Annotated in this window: 16 protein-coding genes; 7 read left to right on the top strand and 9 right to left on the bottom strand. The window is 72.7% G+C overall.

Going from position 1 to position 17170, the window contains the following annotated elements:
- Positions 1–27 precede the first annotated feature (27 nt).
- Complete coding sequence (locus NFX31_RS04740; RefSeq protein ID WP_262956898.1) at positions 28–1794, bottom strand: FAD-binding protein; 1767 nt, start codon at positions 1792–1794, stop codon at positions 28–30.
- 77 nt (positions 1795–1871) lie between these two features.
- Here NFX31_RS04740 and NFX31_RS04745 point away from each other — a divergent pair, with 77 nt between their 5' ends.
- Entirely contained in the window at positions 1872–2801 is a 930-nt protein-coding gene (locus tag NFX31_RS04745) for a LysR family transcriptional regulator (protein WP_262956899.1), read from the top strand.
- Positions 2802–2824: 23 nt separating this feature from the next.
- Here NFX31_RS04745 and NFX31_RS04750 read toward each other — a convergent pair whose 3' ends face one another.
- Together NFX31_RS04750 and NFX31_RS04755 are read right to left on the bottom strand one after the other, a co-directional pair.
- On the bottom strand, positions 2825–4825 hold the full coding sequence (locus NFX31_RS04750; RefSeq protein WP_262956900.1) for a primary-amine oxidase: 2001 nt from the start codon (positions 4823–4825) through the stop codon (positions 2825–2827).
- Positions 4826–4914: 89 nt separating this feature from the next.
- Entirely contained in the window at positions 4915–5511 is a 597-nt protein-coding gene (locus NFX31_RS04755; protein WP_045248968.1) for a TetR/AcrR family transcriptional regulator, read from the bottom strand.
- Between the two features lie 139 nt (positions 5512–5650).
- Here NFX31_RS04755 and NFX31_RS04760 point away from each other — a divergent pair, with 139 nt between their 5' ends.
- The 4 genes from NFX31_RS04760 (at position 5651) to murQ (ending at position 8228) form a co-directional block, all read left to right on the top strand.
- Entirely contained in the window at positions 5651–6295 is a 645-nt protein-coding gene (locus NFX31_RS04760; protein WP_262956901.1) for a hypothetical protein, read from the top strand.
- Between the two features lie 61 nt (positions 6296–6356).
- On the top strand, positions 6357–6635 hold the full coding sequence (locus NFX31_RS04765) for a hypothetical protein (RefSeq protein ID WP_262956902.1): 279 nt from the start codon (positions 6357–6359) through the stop codon (positions 6633–6635).
- Complete coding sequence (locus NFX31_RS04770; protein ID WP_262956903.1) at positions 6632–7249, top strand: BadF/BadG/BcrA/BcrD ATPase family protein; 618 nt, start codon at positions 6632–6634, stop codon at positions 7247–7249. The genes NFX31_RS04765 and NFX31_RS04770 overlap by 4 nt, the downstream gene beginning before the upstream one ends.
- Positions 7239–8228, top strand: coding sequence for an N-acetylmuramic acid 6-phosphate etherase (murQ, locus tag NFX31_RS04775; protein ID WP_262956904.1), 990 nt, complete (start codon positions 7239–7241; stop codon positions 8226–8228). The genes NFX31_RS04770 and murQ overlap by 11 nt, the downstream gene beginning before the upstream one ends.
- 27 nt (positions 8229–8255) lie before the next feature.
- Here the strand turns inward: murQ and NFX31_RS04780 are convergent, their stop codons facing one another.
- From NFX31_RS04780 to NFX31_RS04805, 6 genes are read right to left on the bottom strand one after another with little or no spacing between them, the layout of a single operon-like run.
- Positions 8256–9458: a multidrug effflux MFS transporter gene (locus NFX31_RS04780; protein WP_258955458.1), complete on the bottom strand. Its 1203-nt coding sequence runs from the start codon at positions 9456–9458 to the stop codon at positions 8256–8258.
- Entirely contained in the window at positions 9455–10459 is a 1005-nt protein-coding gene (locus NFX31_RS04785; RefSeq protein ID WP_091481001.1) for an alpha/beta hydrolase, read from the bottom strand. Before NFX31_RS04785 ends, NFX31_RS04780 begins: the two co-directional genes overlap by 4 nt.
- On the bottom strand, positions 10456–11451 hold the full coding sequence (locus tag NFX31_RS04790) for an alpha/beta hydrolase (protein ID WP_262956905.1): 996 nt from the start codon (positions 11449–11451) through the stop codon (positions 10456–10458). The genes NFX31_RS04785 and NFX31_RS04790 overlap by 4 nt, the downstream gene beginning before the upstream one ends.
- A 50-nt stretch (positions 11452–11501) precedes the next feature.
- The gene (locus NFX31_RS04795) at positions 11502–12461 is read right to left on the bottom strand and encodes an aldo/keto reductase (protein ID WP_262956906.1); all 960 of its coding nucleotides are present in this window, start codon (positions 12459–12461) and stop codon (positions 11502–11504) included.
- Positions 12462–12471: 10 nt separating this feature from the next.
- Complete coding sequence (locus tag NFX31_RS04800) at positions 12472–13572, bottom strand: zinc-binding dehydrogenase (RefSeq protein ID WP_262956907.1); 1101 nt, start codon at positions 13570–13572, stop codon at positions 12472–12474.
- Between the two features lie 39 nt (positions 13573–13611).
- Positions 13612–14331, bottom strand: coding sequence for an SDR family NAD(P)-dependent oxidoreductase (locus NFX31_RS04805; RefSeq protein WP_262956908.1), 720 nt, complete (start codon positions 14329–14331; stop codon positions 13612–13614).
- A gap of 99 nt (positions 14332–14430) precedes the next feature.
- Here NFX31_RS04805 and NFX31_RS04810 point away from each other — a divergent pair, with 99 nt between their 5' ends.
- Positions 14431–15387, top strand: coding sequence for an aldo/keto reductase (locus tag NFX31_RS04810; protein ID WP_262956909.1), 957 nt, complete (start codon positions 14431–14433; stop codon positions 15385–15387).
- 215 nt (positions 15388–15602) lie between these two features.
- The gene (locus tag NFX31_RS04815) at positions 15603–17135 is read left to right on the top strand and encodes an ABC transporter substrate-binding protein (RefSeq protein ID WP_262956910.1); all 1533 of its coding nucleotides are present in this window, start codon (positions 15603–15605) and stop codon (positions 17133–17135) included.
- Positions 17136–17170: the final 35 nt, after the last annotated feature.

The following is a 17170-nucleotide window of genomic DNA, read 5'->3' on the forward strand; positions in this document are numbered from 1 at the left end:
CGGGCCGCGATGACGCCGTCGCGTGCGCTACTCCACGAGCTTGCCCGCGGTGTCCACCTCGCGGATCAGCGCGTCGATCTCGGCCGGGACCGGCGGGATCTCCTCGCGCACGACGCCCGTGGACGGAGACCAGACCAGGTTGACCTGGAGGGCGGGATCCATCGCCGGGAAGTCGCTGCGGTTGTGGCAGCCGCGCGTCTCCCGGCGCTCGAGCGCCGCCTCGAGGGTCGCCCGCGCCGCGAGGGCGGAGGAGCGCAGGTCGAACGCGTGCGCGAGATCCTGGAACCCGGCGATGTCGGGGTGGATCCCGATCCGCGTCATCCGCTCCTCGATCGCGTCGAGCTCGGCGAGACCGGCGAGCAGCCCCTGCTCGTCTCGGACGACCCCGGCGTGGGCCGTCATGGTGTCGCGGATCGCCCGCTGCAGGGCGCGCACGTTCTCGGGGCCGTCGGCGGCGAGCAGGTCGTCGATCTCCGCTCGCGCACGGCGCACCGCGTCGGTCGAGCGGCGCTGCGCGTCGAGGCCGTAGGCGTGCGCGACGGCCGCCCGCCCGGTGATGCGGCCGAACACGAGCAGCTCGATGAGGGAGTTGCCGCCGAGCCGGTTCGCGCCGTGCAGGCCCGAGGACGCCTCGCCGATCGCGTACAGGCCGTCCACGTCGGTGCGGTGGTCCTCGGGGCGCACCCAGACGCCTCCCATCGAGTAGTGCGCGGTGGGCGCGATCTCGATCGGATCCTTCGTGATGTCGAGCATCTGCAGCTCGAGCAGCGTCTGATAGACGCGCGGGAGCCGGGTCATGATCGTCTCGCGGGGCAGGTGCGACACGTCCAGCCACACGCCGCCGTTCGGGGTGCCGCGCCCCTCGGCGATCTCCGTGTACGCCGCCAGGGCGACGCGGTCGCGCGTGGACAGCTCCATCCGCTCCGGGTCGTACTTGCCCATGAACCGCTCGCCGAGGCCGTTGCGGAGGATGCCGCCCTCGCCGCGCGCCGCCTCCGAGACGAGCGTTCCCGCCTCGCTCTCCGGCTCGATGATGCCGGAGGGGTGGAACTGCACCAGCTCGGGGTCGCGGATGCGCCCTCCGGCCTCGACGGCGAGCCGGAACGAGTCGCCCGTGTTCTCGTCGCGGCGCGACGACGTGCGCCGCCAGATGCGGTTGTGACCGCCGGCGGCCAGGATCACGGCATCGGCGTGGATCAGGTAGCGCTCGCCGGAGACCAGGTCGAAGCCGTAGGCGCCGAAGATGCGGGGCACGGTGCCGCCCCCGGGTGCGGGGACGTCGTCGACCAGCAGGCGCGTGATGTAGACGGTGTCGAGGATCGGGATCTCGAGCTGCTCTGCGCGATCGACGAGCGCGCGCTGGATCTCGAGCCCGGTGTAGTCGCCCGCGAACGCGGTGCGGCGGAAGGTGTGCGCGCCGAAGAAGCGCTGCGAGATGCGGCCGTCGTCCTCGCGGGCGAAGCCCATGCCGTAGCGCTCGAGGTCGCGGATGCCCTCCTCCGCACCCCGGGTCACGATCTCCACCGTGCGCGGGTCGGCGAGGAAGTAGCTCTCCTTGATGGTGTCGGCGGCGTGCTGCTGCCAGCTGTCCTGCGGATCCATGGTGCCGAGGGCCGCGTTGATGCCGCCGGCGGCGAGAGAGGTGTGCGCGTCGTGGCGCGGGCGCTTGCCGACGGCGAGCACGCCGACGCCCTGCTCGGCGACCTCGATGGCCGCGCGCAGTCCGGAGCCGCCGGTGCCGATCACGAGCACGGTCGTTGAGACAAGGCGCTCGCGGGATGAGTTCTCAGTCATGCGAACCACGTTAGGAATCCGCCGGCCATTACTCCAATGCATAATGCTGCTGAAGAGAATGCGTCTAGGCTATGGCCATGAACCTCGATCAGCTCCGCGGTTTCGTCGAGATCGCGCGCCTCGGAAACTTCACGCGCGCTGCGGAGGAGCTGCACCTGGCGCAGCCGTCGCTGAGCAGGCAGATCTCGACGCTGGAGCGGGAGCTCGGCTCGGAGCTGTTCCACCGGGCGCGCGGGCACATCTCGCTCACCGCGGCCGGGGAGGTGCTGCTGCCCTATGCGCGCCGCATGCTCGCCGACGCCGCCTCGGTGCGCCGCGAGATGGCCGAGATCGCGGGGCTGCGCCGCGGGCGGGTGCGCCTCGGTGCGCCGCCCTCACTGTGCGCGAGCATCGTGCCGGAGGTCGTCGGCGCGTTCCGCACCGCCCACCCCGGGATCGAGCTGGAGCTCACCGAGCGGGGCTCACGCGGACTCGTCGCCGCGCTCGCCGAGGGTGTGCTGGATCTGGCGCTGCTGGCGTCCTCGGACGCCGCCGCCGGCTCCCCGGTGAGCCTCAGCCGCATCCCGCTCCTGGAGGAGGACCTGGTGGTGATCTCCTCGGCGGAGCAGTCGCCGGTGAGCCACGGGCGCGAGATCGCGCTCGCCGCGGTGGCGGATCTGCCGCTGATCGCCTTCCCGCGCAGCTATGAGCTGCGCGCCGCGACCGACGCCGCCTTCGCCGCGGCGGGGCTGGTGCCGGAGGTGGTCGTGGAGGGACCGGAGATGGACACCGTGCTGCGGTTCGTGGAGCGCGGCGTGGGCGTCGCGGTCGTCCCCGCGATGGTCGCGCTCGATCGGCCCGCCCTGCGCGCCGTGCCCCTGGCCGCGCCGAGGCTGACGCGCACCGTGAGCCTCGCCCACCGCGCAGACATGGCGCCGACGCGCGCGGCGGCGGCCCTGCGTGACACGATCATCACGACCGCCGACGCGCTCGCCGGATCCGGAGGCTTCGTCTCCCGGGCGGACTGACGACGGCCGGCGGCCGAGGGTCGTCAGTGCCCGCAGGTGCAGGCCTCGCCTCCGCCGCAGCAGGATCCCGTGGCGCCGGCGACCGCGTGGGCCTGCGACGACTCCGGCACGTCCATCCCGGGGTTCTGGTCGAGGAAGCCGTACGGGCGCAGCGCGAAGCCTGCCGTGTCGACGGGCATGATCGGCCAGTCCTCCGGGCGCGGGAAGTGGGTGAGGCCGAACGTGTGCCAGAGCACGAGATCCGCGCCGTCGGGACCGTCCAGCGGCGCATCGGCCGCGGAGTACTCCGGCAGGCCGGATCCGCCCTGGTGCGCGTTCGGGAAGCGGCCGGCGGGCCACAGCTCGCCCTCGCGGTGCGCGGTCGCCCAGAGGTGCTTGGTGGCGAACGTGGCGCGGGCGGCGACCGAGGAGGCCGGGTCGGCCATGAGCAGGGCGGTCGGCTGCGGCACGAGCTGGTAGGCGGTGGCGCGGCCCACGGCGTTCGTGCGGGACGCGCTCTGCACCTCCCACACGCGGGCGACCGAGCTGTCGGCCTCGCGCTGCGCCGCCGACTCGGAGCCCAGCACGGTCTCGCTCCAGCTGAACGCGTTGCCGAACGGGTTCTCCGGGCCCATGGGCACGCGCTGGGCGTCGACCTCGACCAGGCGGTTGTCCGGTCCGTCCACCGCGACGTCGAGCCGCGCGCAGAACAGGTGCTGATGCACCGGGGCGAACACCCCGGGCGCGAGCTCCGTGGCGTGCCGCTGCGGCACGCCGGGCTCGCCGGCGCCGACGAACACGATGCCGGTCGCCTTCGCGACCACCTCGATCGTGCCGTCGAGGCCGAAGTTCCAGTAGAACCCGTAGTCGTAGTTGCCGATGGTGGAGAAGTACGACACGACGAAGCGGCGCGCGCGCCGCACGTCGCTGCGGCCCTCGAGGTTCGTGTGCTTCCAGAGGATCCCGGTGTCCTCCTCGTGCATGCACACGACGTTCGGGATGCGCACGGGGTGGCCCCGGTCGTCGGCGACGTAGCCGTCGAGGTAGCGGATCACGCCGAGGCAGTCGCAGCCGAGCGCGAGGTGGTTGGCGTTCTTGCCGAGCAGGTACTCGCCGGCGTCGAAGTAGCTGATCCAGAAGCGACCCGGGGCGGTGTCGCCGTACGGCACGACCATCTCGGGCACGCTCGCGCGGTTCAGCACGGGGCGGCCGTCGAAGCGCACATCGTGCAGCACGAGCCCCTCACGGGCGTTGAAGCCCACCCGCATCGACCAGTTCTCCCACTCGACAAGAGATCCGGAGACGGCGAAGCTCGGACCCTCGGGCTGCACGATCTCGATCGGCTTGAGAGAAGTGCGCGCCTCGCCCTGCACCTCCGGGTAGTAGTTGCCGTGCCCCGCGGGCACCGGCACGTCGCCGATGTCCTCGACGCGGATCACGCTGTCATCGGTGAGGTCGATGTGCACGATCAGGCCCTCGACCGGATGCGCCCACGGGGAGTCGAGCTCGTCGTAGCGCAGGAACGTGAGCGAGCGGATCACCCGGCGGCCGACCTCGTCGGCGCGGCCCGTGAAGCCCGGGGCGAGCGGCGAGCAGAACGCGAGGTCGATGTGCTCGGCGAGACCGCGGCGCTCCATCGCGGCGCGCCACTCGGGGGAGGCCTTCGCGATCGCCTCGGCCCGCTCGTACTCCTCGAACAGGTACTGCGGCTGGCCGTAGGGAGGCGCGTCGTTCGGCACCTGCTCGGCGCGCAGCACCTCGCCGCGCGTGATCGAGACGACCACGTCGGTCGCGACGCCGGTCGCCGTGTCGAGCAGGGTGGCATCCACGCGGCGGTCGATCGGCGCTCCGGGCGCCCAGGACGCCAGCTCCGCCCTGGTCGGCTCGTCGGGCAGCAGCATCGGCACGCGCACCGTGTCGCCGAGCAGGCCCGCAGCGACCAGGATCGCGCGGGCGGCGGCGATCTCGGGCCCGGTGAGCGGATCCAGCGGGTGCGGCGCCGGGATGGTCTCGAGCGTGATCGGCTGCGGGGCGTGGTGGGACATCGTCGACCTCTGCGGTTTAGTTGAGCGATTGCTCAAGAAACGGGTTGGATCGATGATAGGGCCGCCGGAGCGCTCGCGCAATGGGTGGTTCAGCGGCCGCGACGGGCGCGCCAGGGATCCAGGATCGCCGCGAGCACGCGCAGGTGCGCGGCCGCGTCCGCGGGCTCCGCCACCTCGACGACCTGCTGCCCGTAGGTGATGGCCCGCAGGAGTGCGAGCACGTCCTCGATCGGGGTGTCTGCGCGCAGATCGCCGTCGGCGACGGCCTGGGCCAGGGCTTCGGCGGTCTCGGTGCGCCAGAGCGGAAGGGTGGGGGCGGCCCCGTCCGCGGTCGGGGCGAGGGAGGCGAGCCGGCCCCAGAAGCCGACGACGACGTGCGCCTCGGTCCGCGTCGTCGCATCCACGGGGAGCACCTCGCGCATGATCGCGTCGAGGCGGGCGAGTCCGCGCAGTCCCTCGGTGGCGGTGCGGATCCGATCCTCGGTGCGGCGGGTGACCTCGGAGGCGGCGGCGCGGATGACGTCGTCGAAGCCGTCGAAGTAGTGCCAGAGCGATCCCACGGCGACGCCCAGCTCGCGGGCCACGGCGCGGGAGTTCACCCCGTCGTGGCCGTCGCGCGCGGCGACGGTGAGCAGCGCCGCGGCGATGTCGCGCCGGCGCGCATCGTGATCGACGACTCGGGGCATGCGTCCATCCTGGCGCAAACCGCGGCGGGATCCTCGCGGACGGCGGAGCCTCCTCGTGGACGGGCGAGCCCCCCTCGCGTCGAACGGATCCCTCCCGGGGGTATTGTTTTTGAGCGAGCGATCAATAATGCTGAGCGGCATGCTCCATGCGGCGGCGATGCTGCTGATGATCGGATCCGCGATCACGGCTGCCGGGTGCTGCCTCGTCGCGGGCCGCCTGGCGCCGCGCGACGTGCCGTGGCAGGCGCGTCAGAGCGCGGTGGTGATGGCGGCAGGCATGGTCGCTCTGGCCGCGGCGGAGGACGATGCGCGTGCGGCGCTGCTCGTGGCGGTGGCGGGGCTCGCCTCGGCCATGCTCGGCGTGGTGGGCACGCGCGGCCGCCCGCACGCCGCCGCCTGCTTCCATCGCGCGCTCGGCTGCGTCGTGATGGCGGTCTGCGCTCTGGCGCTGCTCGGCGCCTCGCTCCGTGCCGGGGTCGCCGTCCGCTCCGGCGGCGGCACGGCGGGCGTCCACGCCGGTCACGGCGTCGTCGTGCCTTTCGCGCTCGTGGCCGTCGCGGGCGTCGTCGGCCTGCTCGTGCTGATGCTCGCCGCCCGCGTGCGTCATGGCTCCGGCGTCGACGCCCCGGGGCGGCACGTTGCCCTGCTGCGCGTCGTCCGCCGCGGCCGCGCCGTCTCCGCCGCCGAGGCGGGAACGGGGAGCGGCAGGATCCTGCTCGCGGCGGAGGGCGTCGCGATGGCGGTGTCCCTGGCGGTGATGGGCGCGATGGTGCTCGCACTCTGAGACGCGGCCCGGCGAGCGATCGACTTCTCGCGGATCGTTCGGATCCCGTACATTCTGGTGCATGACCTTTTCCGGCACGGCCGCGATCGACCTCGGCAAGTCGCTGTGCCGCGCACGGCTCGCGATCGACGGCGCCCCTCTGCGACGCGAGGGCGGGGGAGCGCCCGGCCTCGCCGCCCGCGACGGGGTGGCGCTCGCGCTCGCCTCGATCCTGCCGCTGCTGGCCGACGCCCGGGCCGAGCGGATCGGCGTCGGCGCCGCCGGTGCGATGTACGCCGACGCCGAGGCCGACGCCCTGGCGCGTGCACTCGCCGATGACCTCGGTGCGCCGTCGCGGTGACCTCCGACGTCGTCACCGCGCACGCCGGCGCTCTCGGGGGCGAGGCGGGCGTGCTGCTCATCGCCGGCACCGGCGCCGTCGGCCTCGGGATCGCCGCGGACACCCACCGCAGCGTCGACGGCTGGGGGCCCGACCTCGGCGATCTGGGCAGCGGATCCTGGCTCGGACGCGAAGGCGTGCGGGCGGTGCTCCGCGCCCGCGACGGCCTCGGCCCCGCGACCGTGCTGTCCGAGGTGCTGACGCTGCTGATCGGCGACGGCTCGTCGCCCATCGCCTGGGTGGGCGGCGCGGCGGCCTCCGCGCGGCTGCTGGCCACCTTCGCCCCCGCGGTGCTCGATGCCGCCGACCAGGGCGACGCCGCCGCCGTCGGCATCCGCGACGAGGCCGCGCGGCTGCTCGCCGAGACGGCGCTCGCCGCCGCCGGAGGGTCCTCCGCGGTCGCTCTGCACGGCGGCCTCACCGCGCACGACGGCTTCCGCGCCGCGGTCTCGTCCGCGCTCGAGGGCCGGGGACTCGAAGCGGTCCCTTCCCACGGCGACGCGCTCGACGGCGCCGCCCTGATCGCCGAGGGCCGTGCCCCTCTCCATGAAAGGTTCGTGCACCGTGCCCGTTGAGAACGTGTCCGAGGAGAACGAGTCCGGTGCAGGCGCAGACAGTCCTGCCACGGAGCAGGCGCGCCTGGCGGCGCTGATCGGGGAGCTCTCCGGGCTCTCCACGGAGCAGGCGGACACCGCGCGCGGCGACCTCGACCTGCTGCCTACGCTCGACCTCGTGCGGGCGATGAACGCCGAGGACCAGCGCGTGCCCGACGCCGTCGCGGCGCAGGCCGACCGGATCGCCGAGGCCGTGGACGGCATCACCGAGCGGTTCCGGCGCGGCGGGCGTCTCATCTACCTCGGGGCCGGGACCGCCGGCCGCGTCGGCGTGCTCGACGCCTCGGAGTGCCCGCCCACCTTCGGCACGGATCCGGACATGGTCGTCGGCCTCATCGCCGGCGGGGAGGCCGCCATCCGCAACGCCGTCGAGGACGCCGAGGACGACGACCGCGCCGCGGCCGAGTCGCTGCGCGCGCTCGGAGTGGGCGCCGACGACACCGTGGTCGGGATCTCCGCCTCCGGGCGGACGCCGTACGTGCTGGGCGGCCTCGCCTACGCCCGTGAGGCCGGCGCCTTCACGGTCGCCATCGCGGCGAACGCGGACTCCGCGATCGGAGCAGCGGCCGACGTGCCGATCGAGGTCGTCGTCGGGCCCGAGTTCGTGACCGGATCCACCCGCCTCAAAGCCGGCACCGCGCAGAAGCTCGTCGTGAACATGCTCTCCACGCTGTCGATGATCCGCCTCGGCAAGACCTATCGCGGCGTCATGGTGGACCTGCAGGCCACGAACGAGAAGCTGCGCGCCCGCTCGGTCCGCACGCTGATCCAGCTCACCGGCGCGGCGCAGGACGACGCCGTGCGTGCGCTCGGCGAGGCCGGCGGATCCGTGAAGCTCGCCCTGCTGATGCTGTTCACCGGTGCGTCCGCCGAGGCAGCGGCCGCGGCGCTGTCCGCCGCGGGCGGCGTGCTGCGTGACGCGATCGCCGCACTGAGCTGACAAGGGCCCGCGTGGCAGGCGGGACGCTCAGCCCGCGGCGGGGCGCACGACGCACCACGCGATGAGGGCCGCGACGACCGCTGCCGCGGCCATCGTCACGCCCATCGTCACCGCGTTCGCGCCGCCGATCGCGACCGCGAGCGGTGACAGCAGCGGGCCGACGAGGAACGTCGACATGCCGAGCAGCGCCGACGCCGTGCCGGCTCTGGCTCCGTGGTGTGCGAGCGCGAGGGTCGACGAGTTCGGGCCGCCCAGACCCGCGCAGAGCATGAACCCCACGAGCGCGGCGACGACGCCCCATACGCCGACGCCGAGCAGGGCGAGCAGCGCGAGTACCGCGGTGGCGCCCGCGGTCGCCGTGACGCCGAGCAGGTAGACGCGCAGCGGACCCGTGCGCCGCACGACCAGACGGCTGGCCTGGGTGCCGGCGATGTTGGCGAGTGCTCCGAGTGCGAACGCGAGACCGAAGGACTGCGGATCCAGTCCGAACTCGTCCTGCAGCACGAAGGAGGTCAGCGACAGGTACGTGAAGAACGCCACGCCGCCGCCCGCACCCGCGCAGAGGACGGCCACGAACAGGCGGTCGCGGAGCACCGCCCCCGTGTGCGTGCGCAGCGTGCGGAGCCCGCCCGGGTGCCGGTCGGCGCGGTCCAGCGTCTCGGGCAGGGCGAGCAGCACCACCAGGAGCAGGGCCGCCCCGATGCCGGCGAGCACGCCGAAGATGCCGCGCCAGTCCATGAACCGGGCGAGCTGGCCGCCGACCACCGGGGCGACCACGGGTGCGGCGCCCGAGACGAGGAACAGCAGCGACAGCATGCGGCTGAGCTCCGCGCCCTCGAACTGGTCGCGGGCGATCGCGAGGCAGATCACGATCCCCGCGGATCCGGCCAGGCCCTGCAGGAACCGGGCGATGAGCAGCACCTCGATGCCCGGCGCGAGCGCGCACACGAGCGACAGCACGGCGAAGGCCGAGACGCCGACGATCAGCGGACGGCGGCGTCCGAACCGGTCGCTGAGCGGACCCGCGGCGAGCTGCCCCAGCCCCAGGCCGATCATGCACGCCGACATCGTGGCCTGAGCGAGCGCGTCGCTGGTGCCGAGCGCCGAGGCGAGCTGCGGCAGCTGCGGCAGATACAGATCCATCGAGAGCGGGCCGAACGCCTCCAGCATCCCGAGCACGAGCATCGCCCGCAGGGTGCCCATGCGCGGGCGCGCGAGCACCCCGCTCATCCGCCGAGGCGCAGCACGCGGCGCAGCCAGCTGTCGCGGGCGGCGTTGGCCGCCACCGACACGACGGCGTCCGGCGAGAACCCGTGGAAGCCGTGATACCCGCCGCCCCAGACGTGCAGCTCCGCCTGCCCGCCGGTCGCCCAGATCCGCGAGGCGTAGTCCACGGCCTCGTCGCGGAACGTCTCGGCGGCGCCCACCTCGATGTACGCGGGGGCGAGGCCGGCGAGGTCGTTCGCCCGAGCCGGAGCCGTGTACGGCGAGACCCGGTCGGTGAACCGGTCCGCACCGGCGATCGCGGTCCAGGCAGTGTCGTTGTTGTTGCGGTCCCAGGCGCCGATGCCGTCGTACTGCCGGGCCGAGACGGTCTCGTTGCGGTCGTCGAGCATGGGGCAGCCGAGCAGCTGCCCGGCGAGGCGCGGGCCTCCGCGGTCGCGGGCCATGAGCGCGACCGCCGCGGAGAGGCCCCCTCCCGCGCTCTGCCCCGACGCGATGACGCGGTCGGGGTCGATGCCGAGCTCTGCGGCGTGCGCGGTCATCCACCGCAGGGCGGCATAGCAGTCCTCCGCCTGGGCCGGCCCCGGGTGCTCCGGGGCGAGGCGGTACTCGACCGCCACCCCGACGACGCCGTGGCGCTCCGCGAGGTCGATGAGCTCGGGGGTGCCGAAGAACCGCGTGCCGAGCACCATGCCGCCGCCGTGGATCGACAGCACCGCGGGGGCCGGATCCGCGCTCGCGGTCGACGGCCGGACGATCGTGACCTCCAGGTCCGGCGCGCCGTCGGGACCCGGGATCAGGCGGTCCTCCCACGTCACCGGCCGACCGGCGGCCTGCACCTCGATCGGCGGGATGATCGTCGCGAAGTGCGCGCGGTTCGCCAGGATCGTGTCCGCGCGCAGCGGGATGATCTCCACGAGGTCGAGGAACGCGGCGAGGCCCTCCACGAGCTCGGGGTCGTAGGGGACGGGCACGACGGATCCGGTCGCGGCCGGTGCGGCGGTCACGCGCGGCTCCAGATCCGCCGCAGCCAGCTGGCCCGCGCCGCCAGGGCCGCCCGGGAGACCTCGGCGTCGGGCATGTACATGTCGAAGCCGTGCGCCCCGCCGCCCCAGACGTGCAGCTCGGCCTGTCCGCCGGTCGCCCAGATCCGCAGCGCGTACTGGGTGTCCTCGTCGCGGAACATCTCGGCCTCCCCGACCTCGATGAAGGCCGGCGCGAGTCCCGACACGTCGGCGGCGTGCGCCGGCGCGGCGTAGCCGGACGCGTCCGGGCTGAAGGCCAGCTCGTCGCCGAGCAGGCACGACCAGGCGAGCAGGTTCGTCTCGCGCTGCCAGGTGCCGATGCCGTCGTACTGCCGGCTGGAGACGGTCGTGTTGGTGTTGTCGAGCATCGGGCACAGCAGCAGCTGGCCGGCGAGCACGGGCCCGCGGCGATCGCGGGCCAGCAGTGCGACGCCCGCCGCGAGGCAGCCGCCGGCGCTTCCGCCGCCGACGATGATCCGGTCGGGGTCGACGCCCAGCTCCGCGGCGTGGGCGTGCAGCCAGAGGAGCGCGGCGTAGCAGTCCTCGAGGCCGGCGGGGGAGGGATGCTCGGGTGCGAGCCGGTACTCGACGTTGATCGCGACGGCGCCGTGCTCGGCGACGATGTCGACGACGCGGCCGGTCTCCCAGCTGCGGTGCCCGACGATCTGGCCGCCGCCGTGGATGTTCAGGAACCCGGGGCGAGCGGATCCGGAGGCGGCGCGGGGCCGGAAGATCGTGATCTCGATGTCCGGGGCGCCCGTGGGGCCCGGGATCGCGCGGTCCTCCCAGTCGACGGCTCGGCCGGCGATCACGGTGTCGTTGTCCGGGAAGATCCGGTCCACGCCCTCGCGCGGCAGGGTCTCGCGCGTGAGGGCGGGCTGCGGGTTCTGCGCGATCGCGTCGAGCACGGCCTGGACCTCGGGGTCGAAGGGGACGGGGGCGACGGTGGGGTGGCCGGTGGCGGTGACGGTCATGCGGGGGTGCCTTTCGTGAGGACGTTCGCGGGAAGAAGGGGGACGGGAGGTCAGGGGCCCTCCGGATCCACGACGTCACGGTCGGCCCAGAACGGGGCGACGAGACGGCGGAGCTCGTCGGCGCCGGTGCGGTCGACCAGGGCGGCGGCCTCGAGGTTGGCGCGCAGCTGCGCGATGCTCGACGCCCCGAACAGGGTCGTCGTGAGCGCCGGATGCGTGAGCGTGAAGGCGATCCCGAGCTGTGCCGGGGTGACCTCGAGCGATTCCGCGAGGGCGGTGAACGCGGGAACGTCATCGATGATCCGCTGCCGGATGTCGCCCGGATCCCGACCGATCTGGCGGTCGCCGTTCACCTTGCCGGCGAGCACGCCGCCCTCCAGGCAGTCGGAGGCCTGGAGGGTGAGCCCCTGCTCCCAGAGCCGCGCGAACGGCGCCCCGTCGGGGATCGACCGTCGCGAGACGCTGTACTTGAGCTGCGCGATCTGCGGGCCGGGGACGCCCTCGGCGGAGGCGATGTCGATCAGCGTCTGGATCGACGACGCCGACCAGTTGTTCACGCCCCACGCGCGGATCAGGCCGGCGTCGGCGAGTGCCGCGAGGTCGAGCACGAGGTCGCGAAGCTCCAGGTCGTCGCGGCGCAGGTCGCCGAGGATGACGAGATCCGCGTGCTCGGTCCCGACGCGGAACAGGGCGTTCTCGAGCTGGGGGCGGAAGCCGTCGGCGCCGAAGGTCTCGAGCCACAGCTTCGACGACAGCAGCCATTCGTCACGACGCAGCCCGGCCGCGCGCACCATGGCGCTGAAGATCACGTCGGTGAACGCGGGAGGCATCCCGGGACCGGTGTAGACGCCGACGTCGAAGAGGTTCACGCCGCGGTCGACGGCCTCGCGGAGCATGGCGGTCGCGTCGCCGAAGTCCATGCGGTCGTAGGTGTGCCAGGAGCCGAGGGAGAACAGCGACGCGCGGATGCCGCTCGTGCCGATCTCGCGCAGGGGGAGGGTCGTGGTCATCGTGGTGTCCTCACCGTCGGGGATCGATGACGGCCTTGACCTCATCGAGCCGGTGCATGTCGGCGATCTTCGCGGAGGCCTGATCCAGACCGACGGGGGCGCTGAACAGGTCGTCCCACGGGAACCGGTCGGCGAACGCCTGGAAGAAGTCGATCGAGCGCGCGTAGTCGGCGATGTCGCCGTTGAGAGAGCCGACCAGGGTCAGCTCCTTGCCCATCACCGTGCTGATCGGGAACGCATCGCCGGCGGGGCCGGTGGAGCCGACGATCACGACGGTTCCTCGGCGCGCGGCCATCTCGACGGCGTCCGGCCCGACGGCCGGGGAGCCGGCGAAGTCGAACACGTGATCGGCGCCGTGGCCGTCGGTGAGCTCCAGGACCTGCGCGGCGACCGGTCCTTCGCGGAAGTCGACGACGGCGTCCGCGCCGAACCGGGCCGCGAGCTCGAGGCGCGCCGCCGGGGCTCCGACCGTGATCACACGACCGGCGCCGGAGATCTTCGCCACGGCCGTCGCGAAGATCCCGAGAGCGCCCGATCCCTGCACGACGACCGTCGAGCCGGGGCGGATCCGCCCGCCGCGCTCGAAGGCGCGCAGCACCGTCTTCGCCGCGCAGCCGGCCATCGACGCCCAGGTGTCCTTGACCGTCGGCGGCAGCAGCAGCTTGGCGGCGCCGGGCGTGACGTAGGCGTACTCAGAAAGGCCCGCGGTCGCATACGGCGGCACGTCGGAGCGCTGCAGGAAGCCGTAGCCGCGACGCGAGCAGTGCACGGGTTCGCGCAGCACGACGCAGCCGTAGCACTCGCCGCACGTGGACTCGGACCAGCCGATCCGGTCGCCGACGCTCAGGGGGCGGCCGAGGGCGTCGACGGTGCCATCGCCGAGGGCGACGATCTCACCGACCATCTCGTGGCCGAGCACCATCGGGAGCATCCCGGGGAAGGTCATCCGGCCCTCCCAGATCTCGATGTCGGTGCCGCACAGGGTGGATACCGCGATGCGGACGAGGGCGGCGCCCGGCGCGATCTCGGCGGGCAGGGGGAGCTCCTGCAGGGTCAACGGCCGGCCGTGCTCCGTCAATACGGCCGCGCGCGTGGTGGTGGGGAGGGTCATGCGGGTCCTTTCCGGGGCGGAAGCGGGGAATGCCGTGGCTCAGACGAGCAGCTGCCCGCCGTCGACGGGCACGGAGACGCCCGTGATGTGGCTCGCGGCCGCGCTCGCGAGGAAGACGACGAGCGGCGCGACCTGCGCGACCTCGGCGATCGTGCCGAGCGGGATCCGCGCCTCCCAGGCGGCGCGCGCCTGCGGGTCGGTCGCGAAGCCCGCGGTGAGCGGCGTGAGGATCGGCCCCGGCGCGACGGCGTTCACGCGGATCCGGCGGCCGGCGAGCTCGATCGCCGCGGTGCGGGTCATCGCGTCGACCGCGGCCTTGGTCATCTCGTAGTGGCCCATTCCGGGGGTGGGCTGGCGTCCGCCGATCGAGGAGGTGTTGACGATCGCTCCGCCGTCGGGCAGACGCGGGCCGAACTCGCGGAGCATCAGGAACGTGCCTCGGATGTTCACGGCGACGGCTGCGTCGAACACCTTGAGCGGTACCTGCTGCTGTGTGCCGCCGCCGAGCACGACACCGGCGTTGTTCACGAGCACGTCGACGCTCCCGAGCGTGGCGCCGGCCGCGGCGACGGAGGCGGGATCGGCGATGTCGAGCGCGAGCGCGGTGGCACCGAGCTCTGCGGCGACGGCCTCCGCCGCCTCGGCGTTCACATCGCCGATGATCACCTCGTCTCCGGCCTCGCGGAAGGCGGCGGCGATGCCGCGGCCGAGCCCGGAGGCTCCTCCGGTGACGAGAATGCGGCGGGGGGAGACGGTCATCTCACGTCCTCTCTGACGGGGCTCCTCCGTTATATTCTACAAGCATAGAAAAACGCAACCCGGGCTCGCCGGGTTCGCGCACCGAGCCGAAGGAGCCTCATGACCGCGCACGCGCTGCCCCGCAAGACCCTCGGCGGCCTCGCCGTCCCCCCGCTGGCCCTCGGGTCCTGGAACACCTGGGACCGGATGGATCCCGACGACGCGGTGGCGATGATCCGCCGGGCAGCCGACCTGGATGCAGGATTCTTCGACGTCGCGTACTACAACATGGGGCCGCATGCCGAGAACTCGCGCACCGACATTCTCTTCGGCCAGGCGCTGCGGGAGAGCGGCGTCGGCCGTGACGAGATCGTGCTGTGCGGCAAGCTCTGGCTGTGGGACTGGCCGCGCCAGTCGTTCCGCGCGCAGCTGACCGAGAGCCTGGAGCGCGCGGGCCTCGAGCGCTTCGACACCCTCGTGGTCGGCGACTATGCGACGGAGCCCGACGTGGCGCGCATCGTCGCCGACGTGAACGCGCTCGTCGGCGAGGGCCTCGTGGGCGGCTGGGGCATCAACAACTGGCGGATCGAGCACACGCGGGCGGCTCTGGCCGCGGCCTCCGATGCGGGTCTCGTCGGTCCCTCGTTCGCGCAGCTCAAGTACGGCATCGCGCGCCGTGCGATGGCCGAGGGCGCCTCGTACGGGCCGCTGTTCGCCGACGGCACGCTCGCCCTGCAGGCCTCTGACGTGTTCGAGGGCGGGATCCTCGCCACCGGCCGCACGCCGGGGCGCAAGATCGGCGCCGACGTGGGCGGGATCCGGGCGCGCATCGCTGCGCTGTATCCGGAGGTGGCCCGCATCGCCGCGGGGTTCGGCGTGACGCCGGCGGCGCTCGGCATCGCCTTCTGCCTCACCCACCCGGCCGCGGCGAACGTGCTGTTCGGCGCCTCCCGGATCGAGCAGCTCGAGCAGAATCACGCCGCTCTCGCGCTCGTCGCCGAGCGTGGACCTGAAGTGCGGGAGGCGCTTGCGGGCCTGCAGGCCGACGTCGACGTCCGCGACGACGGCGCATGGTGAGCGGAATCATGCGTTCACGGTCATGCTGGACGCGTCCGGCGGCAAGCCGGCCGGCCGTCTGGCGGCCACGCCGGGAGCGGACGGCTTGCGTTCTTTTTCCACACATGTAGACTAACCGCAACGACACATCGAAGTGACGTCGGTAAGGCTCCCCGGAGCGCGGCCGAAGGCTCTTCGAACCTTCTTCACCTCAACCCGCACCGAGAGAAGGAACCATGAAGCGAATTCCCCTCGCGATCGCCGCGGCCGTAGCCGCGGTCCTCGCCCTCACCAGCTGCTCCGGCGGAGGCGCCGCGACGCAGACGAGCGGCGCGGCGGTCGCGAACGCGCCGGAGGACCTCAACATCGGCAACTTCCTGGACGTCACGTCCTGGGATCCGGCCGTGGCCGACATCGGATTCGACGGTCCGTACCTGTCCGCCGTCTACGACGCCCTCATCGCGCTCGACAAGGACGGGAAGCCCGTCCCCGCCCTCGCGGAGAAGTGGGAGGTCGCCTCCGACGACCTCAGCATCACCCTGACCCTGCACAAGGGCGGGAAGTTCAGCGACGGCGCCCCGGTCGACGCCGATGCCGTGGTGAAGAGCCTCGAGTACCTCAAGGCCGGCGCGCGTTCGGGGGAGGCCTACACGAACGTGTCCTCCTTCGAGGCGGTCGACGACCACACGGTGAAGATCAACCTGACCCAGCGCGACGACACGATCCTGTACTTCATGGGGCTCGGCCGCAGCTACGTGATGTCGCCCAAGGCGATCGCCGCAGGCACGCTCGGCAAGGAGCCGGTCGGCTCCGGCCCGTACACGCTGGACAGCAGCACGAGCGTCGCCGGATCCGAGTACCACTTCACCAAGGTCCCCGGCTACTGGGATGCGAAGGCCTACGCCTTCACGAAGGTCGCGATCTTCCCGATCATGGACGCCACCGCCCGGCAGAACGCCATGCTCAGCGGTCAGATCAACGTGCAGTACGGCGACATCGCGAACAAGGACGCCGCCCAGCAGCAGGGCTGGAACACGGTCTCGCGGGTCTCCGGCTGGGCCGGTCTCGTCATCACCGACCACACGGGCGCGAAGAACAAGGCGCTGGGGGATCTCAAGGTCCGTCAGGCGCTCAACTATGCCTTCGACGGCGCGGCGATCCTCAAGGCCGTCGGCAACGGCGCCGGCGTCGCGACGAACCAGGTGTTCCCCGACGGCGGATCCGTCAACGACAAATCGCTCAACGGCCAGTACGCCTACAACGTCGACAAGGCGAAGCAGCTGCTCACCGAGGCCGGCTACCCGAACGGGTTCGAGATCTCGATGCCGATGTCGCCGATCTTCGAGCAGTGGAAGCCGGCGGCCGAGCAGGCGCTGACCGCGATCGGCGTCAAGGTCACCTGGGACAACATGCAGATGCCCGACTACCAGCTGAACGCGCCCAACTACCCGATGTTCATCTCCTTCCTGGCGATGGACGGCAACGAGGTCGCGACGGTGGCACGGCAGGTCACCAGCAAGCAGTGGTTCAACCCGGCCCCCGACTACGCGAGCAACACCGTGCTCGCGCCGCTCGTGAAGAAGGTCCAGGAGACCAAGGGATCCGACCAGACCGCGGCGATCAAGGAGCTGAACAAGGCCCTCGTCGATCAGGCCTGGTGGTCGGTCTGGTACCAGGCGGACAACACCTACTACACGGTGCCCGGGATCAAGATCCAGCCGGTCATCGGCATGATGTTCCCGACGCTGCGCTACATCACCCAGGGCTGACGCCCCGGGGGCCGGGCCCGTCGCAGGGTCCGGCC

The organism is Microbacterium azadirachtae (genome assembly GCF_025583665.1).
Taxonomy (GTDB): Bacteria; Actinomycetota; Actinomycetes; order Actinomycetales; family Microbacteriaceae; genus Microbacterium; species Microbacterium azadirachtae.

What these genes read in the sequence shown, in the direction of transcription:
- NFX31_RS04740 (WP_262956898.1), bottom strand. Translation starts at nt 1,794, where the DNA reads ATGACTGAGAACTCATCCCGCGAGCGCCTTGTCTCAACGACCGTGCTC.
- NFX31_RS04745 (WP_262956899.1), top strand. Translation starts at nt 1,872, where the DNA reads ATGAACCTCGATCAGCTCCGCGGTTTCGTCGAGATCGCGCGCCTCGGA.
- NFX31_RS04750 (WP_262956900.1), bottom strand. Translation starts at nt 4,825, where the DNA reads ATGTCCCACCACGCCCCGCAGCCGATCACGCTCGAGACCATCCCGGCG.
- NFX31_RS04755 (WP_045248968.1), bottom strand. Translation starts at nt 5,511, where the DNA reads ATGCCCCGAGTCGTCGATCACGATGCGCGCCGGCGCGACATCGCCGCG.
- NFX31_RS04760 (WP_262956901.1), top strand. Translation starts at nt 5,651, where the DNA reads ATGCTCCATGCGGCGGCGATGCTGCTGATGATCGGATCCGCGATCACG.
- NFX31_RS04765 (WP_262956902.1), top strand. Translation starts at nt 6,357, where the DNA reads ATGACCTTTTCCGGCACGGCCGCGATCGACCTCGGCAAGTCGCTGTGC.
- NFX31_RS04780 (WP_258955458.1), bottom strand. Translation starts at nt 9,458, where the DNA reads ATGAGCGGGGTGCTCGCGCGCCCGCGCATGGGCACCCTGCGGGCGATG.
- NFX31_RS04790 (WP_262956905.1), bottom strand. Translation starts at nt 11,451, where the DNA reads ATGACCGTCACCGCCACCGGCCACCCCACCGTCGCCCCCGTCCCCTTC.
- NFX31_RS04795 (WP_262956906.1), bottom strand. Translation starts at nt 12,461, where the DNA reads ATGACCACGACCCTCCCCCTGCGCGAGATCGGCACGAGCGGCATCCGC.
- NFX31_RS04800 (WP_262956907.1), bottom strand. Translation starts at nt 13,572, where the DNA reads ATGACCCTCCCCACCACCACGCGCGCGGCCGTATTGACGGAGCACGGC.
- NFX31_RS04805 (WP_262956908.1), bottom strand. Translation starts at nt 14,331, where the DNA reads ATGACCGTCTCCCCCCGCCGCATTCTCGTCACCGGAGGAGCCTCCGGG.
- NFX31_RS04810 (WP_262956909.1), top strand. Translation starts at nt 14,431, where the DNA reads ATGACCGCGCACGCGCTGCCCCGCAAGACCCTCGGCGGCCTCGCCGTC.
- NFX31_RS04815 (WP_262956910.1), top strand. Translation starts at nt 15,603, where the DNA reads ATGAAGCGAATTCCCCTCGCGATCGCCGCGGCCGTAGCCGCGGTCCTC.